The 7,097-nt window shown below is 49.1% G+C and carries 6 protein-coding genes; 2 read left to right on the top strand and 4 right to left on the bottom strand.

What is annotated here, in order from left to right:
• Together Q7V06_RS05125 and Q7V06_RS05120 are read right to left on the bottom strand one after the other, a co-directional pair.
• Window positions 1-827: PPK2 family polyphosphate kinase (locus tag Q7V06_RS05125; RefSeq protein ID WP_304839030.1), on the bottom strand; the 827-nt coding region annotated here is incomplete at its 3' end.
• 125 nt (window positions 828-952) lie between these two features.
• A complete protein-coding gene (locus tag Q7V06_RS05120; protein WP_304839029.1) occupies window positions 953-1,852 on the bottom strand; it encodes a PPK2 family polyphosphate kinase in 900 nt (299 codons plus the stop codon).
• A gap of 126 nt (window positions 1,853-1,978) precedes the next feature.
• On the opposite strand from Q7V06_RS05120, the gene Q7V06_RS05115 reads away from it, so the two are divergent.
• Window positions 1,979-2,332 (top strand): hypothetical protein, encoded by a 354-nt coding sequence (locus Q7V06_RS05115; RefSeq protein ID WP_304839028.1) that lies wholly within the window; start codon window positions 1,979-1,981, stop codon window positions 2,330-2,332.
• A gap of 16 nt (window positions 2,333-2,348) precedes the next feature.
• On the opposite strand, the gene Q7V06_RS05110 is transcribed toward Q7V06_RS05115, so the two are convergent.
• Window positions 2,349-3,773: a dihydropteroate synthase-like protein gene (locus tag Q7V06_RS05110; RefSeq protein WP_304839031.1), complete on the bottom strand. Its 1,425-nt coding sequence runs from the start codon at window positions 3,771-3,773 to the stop codon at window positions 2,349-2,351.
• A gap of 231 nt (window positions 3,774-4,004) precedes the next feature.
• Here Q7V06_RS05110 and Q7V06_RS05105 point away from each other — a divergent pair, with 231 nt between their 5' ends.
• Window positions 4,005-5,951: a complex I subunit 5 family protein gene (locus Q7V06_RS05105; protein WP_304839027.1), complete on the top strand. Its 1,947-nt coding sequence runs from the start codon at window positions 4,005-4,007 to the stop codon at window positions 5,949-5,951.
• A gap of 4 nt (window positions 5,952-5,955) precedes the next feature.
• On the opposite strand, the gene Q7V06_RS05100 is transcribed toward Q7V06_RS05105, so the two are convergent.
• The gene (locus Q7V06_RS05100; protein ID WP_304839026.1) at window positions 5,956-7,008 is read right to left on the bottom strand and encodes a proton-conducting transporter membrane subunit; all 1,053 of its coding nucleotides are present in this window, start codon (window positions 7,006-7,008) and stop codon (window positions 5,956-5,958) included.
• Window positions 7,009-7,097 lie beyond the last annotated feature (89 nt).

Below are 7,097 nucleotides of genomic sequence, written 5' to 3'. Positions count from 1 at the left end.
ATTTCAAGCTCCTTCTTACGTTCATCAGTCGTCTCAGGATACCGAAGATCCAGCTTTTTTATGCCCCGTACAATCAGGTCAGCAACCAGTGTGCGGGCAACCCATTTGTAATCTGCCGGGATAATGTACCATGGTGAACTATCAGTACTGGTCTGGTAGAACACCTCTTCGTATGCCCTCTGATAGTGATCCCAGAACTGCCGGTCGGTCAGATCAGAGAGGGAGAATTTCCAGTGCTTCTCCTCAGTCTTCAGCCGCGAGATCAGCCTCTTCTTCTGTTCTTCTTTAGAAATATTCAGGAAGAATTTAAGAACAATTGTCCCATTTGCGACTAAATGCTCCTCAAATGCCCGCATATCCTTATATCTGGCCTCCCAGAAGGCATTACTTCCATAGCCGGTGGGTAACTGCTGATCCTCCATGATGATCGGATGCACCTTCGGAACGAGGACATCTTCATAATAGGAGCGGTTGAAGATCCCGATCTCTCCTCTACCGGGCGTCGCTCTCCAGAACCGCCAGAGAAAAGTATGGTCCAGCTCCTGCCTGTTTGGAACTCCGAAACTCGTAACCCTGCACCCTTGTGGGTTCACACCCGACATTACATGCCTGATCGTCCCGTCTTTTCCTGCTGTATCCATTCCCTGAAGGATGATCAGGATAGAGTAACGGTTATCTGCCCAGAGGAGTTCCTGTGCTGTAGTGAGTGCTGTTCTGTTCTCTTCCAGAATCTCTCCTGCCCGCTGTTTCACAACATCTTTTCCAGCATCTTTCAGTTCATCATTGTGAGCCCATCCGGTATAGAAATCTGATAATCTCACCTTCATGCCGGGTTTTACAATCATCTTATCGAGAAAACCTTCTTTTATCATTTGTAATCAGATCCTGAATCGGTCTCACCGGAAATAAAAGAGTCGGTCTTACCGGGAGGGAGCAGTATTGTCTGACAGATTTACCTTTTTTGAAGCTTGGCAAGAGCGGTTGCCAGCTCCTTCTTTTGTGCATTGCTTACCTCCGGATATCTGAGATCCAGCTGATGAATACTATATATGATGAGGTCTGCAACCAGCATCCGGGCAACCCATTTGTAGTCTGCCGGAATGATATACCAGGGTGCAGAGGGAGTGCTCGTTTTGAAGAAGATCTCCTCATATGCCTTCTGATAGATAGGCCAGTGTTCACGTTCAGCAAGATCAGATGGAGAGTACTTCCAATGCTTCTCCTCGTTCCTGAGGCGGGATACCAACCGATCTCTCTGCTCTTCATATGAGATGTGAAGGAAGAACTTAAGGATTATTACTCCGTTATTGGTAAGGTGCTTCTCAAATGCACAGATGTCTTCAAACCTTGCATCCCAGAAGGATCTGCTCCCATACCCTGGTGGAAGCCGCTGTTCATCAAGGATCTCAGGATGAACCTTTGGGACGAGCACGTCTTCATAATACGACCTGTTGAAGATCCCGATCTCACCCTTTCGTGGTATCGCCGTCCAGAACCGCCAGAGGAAGGGATAATTCAGCTCATGTCTTGTCGGGATGCCAAAACTCTCCACACGGCATCCCTGAGGGTTCACACCCGACATCACATGCTTGATCGTCCCATCCTTTCCGGCAGTATCCATCCCCTGAAGGATGATCAGTATTGCATATCGTTTATCTGTCCAGAACAGGTCATGAGCAACGGATAGCGACATCCTGTTCATTTGAAGTATATCTAATGCCCGCTTTTTCGCCGTCTTCTTCCCGGCAGCTTTCATCTCATCATTATGTGCCCATCCGGTATGGAAATCATCTAATCTGACCTTCATCCCTCGTGGAACTGATGACCAGCCGATATATGTCTCCTGATCCATCTGCTTTCATGCTCAGAATGCAGTGTACCTATATAATAGCGTAGGTGTCTCCGAGAGGCACTCTCTCACATTTCTGATTGAGATCCCAGGGACACCTTTATCTAGATGATATACCTTCTCATCTTCATGGATCTACGTGATCTCCATTGTCCGCAGTGTGGTGAATCCACAATTGAAGTCCAGACCCCATCAGATAACGAGATCTGGATAAAATGCGGGACCTGTAACCTCTTTATCGGACTTTCTGAGGAGGAATGGCATAAAATCCATAACTCTCCAAATCTTGAAGAGAAGATACGAAGGCTGTATCACAAAGATCACCCGGATATAAAAAAAGTGCAGACCTGCCGACTCTGTTCATCTCATCATGAGGCTGTCGGAGTCGGTGGTATCTGCAATCCATGCCTCTATAAGGCTTTGATCATACTTGTTATAGTAATGGTTATTGCCTCATTCACCGTCTGGTTTGGGATATTCTAATTGGAAACCTCCTCTTTTAGAAATCGCCGTCCTGCTCAAAACTTCTCCCAAACCGAATAGCAAGTTCTGCTTTATAGAGCTCTTTTCCAAGGTATGCGGCATGATCAAGGAGCGATACCCAGCCATTCGCCTCGATCTCGGCAAAGATCCGTCTATAATCATCTCCTCTGATGGCAACACCCCTCCTCTCCGCTACGATCTCGTTCTCTTCAATCCCAATCCGGAAGTTGCCACAGGGGTCGTAGACAAGTGTCTTTTCAGAAGATGATATCGGGAGAGTTTCATTATATCTGAGGGGTGGCTCCCGCCTCCGTCTTTTCTCTTTGATGACGAAGAGATCAAGCCCAAGATCTTTTGGATACGGTCGGTCATACATCAGTGTCATCATCATCGTTGCTGTCCGCATCTCCCGCACCGATCCTTTGGTCTTATCCGAATGTTCGCTTGAGAAGATCATGGCAGCTCCAACCTCCTTTCCCATCGCCGCAAGAAGTGCATTTGCCCCAGGGGAATCTGCATCAAGGAGCTCAACAACATTTCCGGCACCGAAGAAGAGCGGGTATTCCGTATCGGCTGAAGCAATAGTGGCAAGGGCTTTCACAAGCCCTGATCCTGCCGGAGGAAGGAGAGGATCGGCGATGAGGCAGGTGATCCCGCAGGCTTCAGCAGCTGCAAGATTTGCAGAGAGGCCTGCCTCACCCGGCACCACTACTGCCGCCACTCCCGCCTCTGCAATTTCGATTCCGATCTCCGGTATATTCTTCTCCTGAAGAGAGAGGATCAGATCGGCTCTTCCAAGGGCTGATCTGATAAGATCAGGGTCCTGGGTATCGACTGCGAGTGGTCCTTCTATTCCTTCTAATGATAAGAAGACGGATCTGACATCTTCAGGAGTCGTATCAAATCCAAACCCAAGGTCGACGATGTCGGCACCTGATCTGAAGAATGAAAGAACCGCCGATCTGATATCGGGATGGCGGTGAGCATCCATGATCTCAGCAACAACTTTCATCCTGCTCCCGCCACCGATCTTCAGACCTCTGATGAAGAACTCCGGATCAACCATCTCTTCGATAACTGCCAGTGTTTCAAGCGCCCGGTCACGCTTCATACCGGCGATCAGATCGTCTGCCGGGATGGTGCGGGATAGCTGGATATGGCCAAAACCCGGAAGGATCATCGCAAGATCTGCTGCATGGCGGGGACCAAGAAAGACGGGAACTCCCGTCTTTGCTTCAACAGATGAAAAATCTGCCGTACACATCCCTGAGACGATTACACTGTCATAATGGTCTTTTTCTATGAGATCAATGAGCTGCTTTGGTGAGATGAATGATGCAACCTCCCCGATGGCAGCGACGTCACAGTCATGGCCTGCGTCTTTAGCTGCCTCTCTGACGAGTTCTTCGGTCTGGGTGCCGGTAACAAGCAGTATCCGCATAACGGAGTGGTTATCTTCAAAAGACTTGAAGATGGCGGAACGATCGGGGGAGATGTTCATTATCGCTGAGGTACATATCACCATGACAATTATTGCAGTGAATCTGATCTCAGATCCTGCTTTCAATCCTGACAAATTATATGAGTATTCCCATCAAAAACGAAATATCAGGAATATCTCTCTCTTCAATCCATTGATGAAGAGAATCCTGCCTATAGTTTCGGGGAAAGTATGGTTATAGATAATGTAGGGATTCAACCGGCATACCTTCTCCTGGCTCCAATTGCCATTCCACTGATTGGAGCCTTCCTCTGTTATCTGATTGGACACTACTCAGCCCGACTCCGTAACCTCATCGCCGTCTCTATAACCGCTCTTACGCTTGGAGTCGTCGGTATCTTCATTCCGCATCTCATATCCGATCTGACACTACAGGTCTCTTTTGAGCACGCATATCTCTTTTATACTCCGGTTCTGGGGCTCAATCCCCTCTCCTATACGGTTCTGCTCGTCTCGATCTTTGTATGGATGCTCGCAACGGTATACTGCACCAGTTATCTGCCTGAAGAGAGCCGGACAAACCGGTTCTACTTCTTCTGGCTCTTTTCACTCTCTGCCGATCTCGGTGTTTTACTCTCAGGGGATTTCATCACCCTCTATGCATTCTTTGAGCTACTCACGCTCTCGGCATTTGTCCTGATCAACCATGAGCAGAAGAGAGAATCGATGGCTGCTGCAAAGAAGTACCTCTTCCTCGGTATATTCGGGGGATTTCTGATCCTTGGAGGGATTGCTCTTCTCAATAATGCGGTAGGATCAATTGCTGTTGCTCCGGTCAATGGTCTGACAGAACCCCTCGCTCTCCTCATCGCCGGGTGTATGATCCTCGGATTTGGGGTGAAGGCAGGGATGTACCCTGTGCATATCTGGCTCCCCGATGCACACAGTGTTGCCCCAACACCTGCATCGGCTGTACTCTCAGGGGTGATGATCAAGATCGGAGCGTATGGGATCTTCATCACCGCGCTCTTTATTCTCTTCCCGACAGGACTTTCGGAACTGGCCGCATCCCTCAGCGGACTTGCGGTTATATGGATTGGTCTTATCACGATGATCTCTGCGGTTTTTCTTGCGCTGATGCAGACGAACTCCAAACGAATGCTCGCCTACCACAGCATCAGCCAGATGGGGTTCATCATACTCGGGATTGGGTGTGCCCTCTATCTTGGGGAAGGAGGGGCACTCGGGTTTGCAGGCGGGCTCTTCCATCTTGTCAACCATGCCCTCTTTAAAGCCCTCCTCTTCCTGTCAGTCGGTGCGGTCTTTCTCAGGACACAAGAACTGGACATGTACCGCCTCGGTGGTCTCTGGAAGGCGATGCCGGCAACCGCAGCTGCAATGGCGATAGGAGTCCTCGCAATCTCAGGGATTCCCGGTTTTAACGGATTTGTCAGCAAGGCACTCATCCACCATGCCCTGCTGGATGCACAGCATATCGGAGGATGGGCCCTCCTTCCTGCTGAGGCTATCTTCATCATCGCCTGTGCAGGTACGGTTGCATCAACAGGAAAACTCATCCTGTTTACATTTACAGGTGAGAGAAAGACACCGATCAGCAAAACCGGACGTACACCACTTCCTATGAAAGCGGGGATGGCAGGACTCTCTGTTGCTATCATCCTGCTTGGCATCCTGCCAGGGCTTGGAATCTTCTTCATCCTGCCTGCAACAGCTATGATGCCATTTAACGGGCAGGATATCGCATACCTTTTTGGATACCTCGGCTTCGGTGGGGGAGCAGTCTATACCCCATATTCAGTCTCAATTGCGTTTATTGAGGTCATTGCAGGTGTCGCCCTCTTTTTCGCATATGTCACCTATGGATGGTTCCACTGGGAACAAAAGATACCAAAACCGATCTCTCCTGATGTATGGTATTCACGAGGAACAGGTGCTCTCCTCTCGGCATCTCATCTCATCGGAGTCGATCTCCTTACTAAGATACAACAGGCAACTCTGGTCTGTGACTCCTCTTTCAGGAACTGGTATACGGCATTCTCAATGAAGCATCAGAAGAGGGTTGCATACCTCTCATCGTTTGAGGCTGAGATCCTTATTATCACTCTGGTCCTCGGCATGTACCTTGTCATCTTCCTCATCGGCCAGAATGCCGGATGAATGCTCAGCTGCCAAAGATCCCAAGAACGATCTGATGAGCTGTCTCAAGTGGGAAGTACGGTGCATACGGTATGGTTCCAAGAAGGATGACGATGATCGCTGTTCCTATCAGAGGTCCTTTAATACACCAGCTTACCCCTCCCTCGATACGTTCTCTCTTCTCAGATGGTGAGAAATATGCATGGTAGATCGGCGGGAGGAAGTACGCGGCATTTAAAAGAGCGCTTGTCAGGAGCAGGACGATAAAGATCGGCTCTCCCGCCTCAAGTGCACCGCTCATGAGGTACCACTTCGTGATGAAGCCTGCTGTTAAAGGAATCCCGATGAGACCAAGACCGCCTATGGCAAATGCCGCCCAGGTGTATGGCATCTCTTGTGCCATCCCATGCATCTCTGAAAGGAGTGTCTTGCCGGTTGCGATAAAGATCGCTCCTGCACAGAAGAAGAGGGTGATCTTCATGAACGCCTGATGCATCAGGTGTGCAATACTTCCTTCGAGGGCTGCGGGTGTGAGGAGAGCGGCTCCAAGGACGATATAGGAGAGCTGGCTGATCGTTGAATAGGCAAGCCGCATCTTCAGGTTATCCTGAGAAAGAGCGATAAATGAGGCTGTAATGATCGTAAAAGAAGCAATAATGGCGAGAACTGGTGCTACCCCAATCTCGTAGAAGAGGTCTATACCAAAGATGAAGAAGATGACGCGGAGAAGACCAAATGTCCCTGCTTTCACAACTGCCACTGCATGAAGAAGTGCACTCACCGGGGTTGGAGCGATCATTGCCGAAGGAAGCCATCCATGGAGCGGCATGATGGCCGTCTTTACTCCGACTCCTAGTAAGAAGATGAAGAAGAGTACCCTGAGGGTGTCGGGTGAACCTATTCCGTGTAAGATGCCACCCTCTGTAAAGTCAAGGGTGCCGGTCATCGTATAGGTGACAATAATCGCAAAGAGGAAGATGACTCCCCCGCTCATCAGGTAAGCGAGATACTTCTTTCCAGCTGCCATCGCCTCTTTTGTCTGGGAATGAATAACCAGCGGATACGTGGCTAGTGTCATGTCAATTCTTAAATGTCGTAACTTTATTATATGGTGAACGTAGTATAATATGTAATGAGAAAATATGTTGTGACTCTCACCAAGGAAGA

Origin of the sequence: Methanocalculus sp. (assembly GCF_030651615.1) — an archaeon.
In the GTDB taxonomy this organism is placed as follows: domain Archaea; phylum Halobacteriota; class Methanomicrobia; order Methanomicrobiales; family Methanocorpusculaceae; genus Methanocalculus.
The sequence above is the reverse complement of the archived record's forward strand: the minus strand, read 5'-3'. Positions and strand labels throughout refer to the sequence as shown.

What these genes read in the sequence shown, in the direction of transcription:
- Q7V06_RS05110 (WP_304839031.1), bottom strand. Translation starts at nt 3,773, where the DNA reads ATGCGGATACTGCTTGTTACCGGCACCCAGACCGAAGAACTCGTCAGA.
- Q7V06_RS05115 (WP_304839028.1), top strand. Translation starts at nt 1,979, where the DNA reads ATGGATCTACGTGATCTCCATTGTCCGCAGTGTGGTGAATCCACAATT.
- Q7V06_RS05105 (WP_304839027.1), top strand. Translation starts at nt 4,005, where the DNA reads ATGGTTATAGATAATGTAGGGATTCAACCGGCATACCTTCTCCTGGCT.
- Q7V06_RS05120 (WP_304839029.1), bottom strand. Translation starts at nt 1,852, where the DNA reads ATGGATCAGGAGACATATATCGGCTGGTCATCAGTTCCACGAGGGATG.
- Q7V06_RS05100 (WP_304839026.1), bottom strand. Translation starts at nt 7,008, where the DNA reads ATGACACTAGCCACGTATCCGCTGGTTATTCATTCCCAGACAAAAGAG.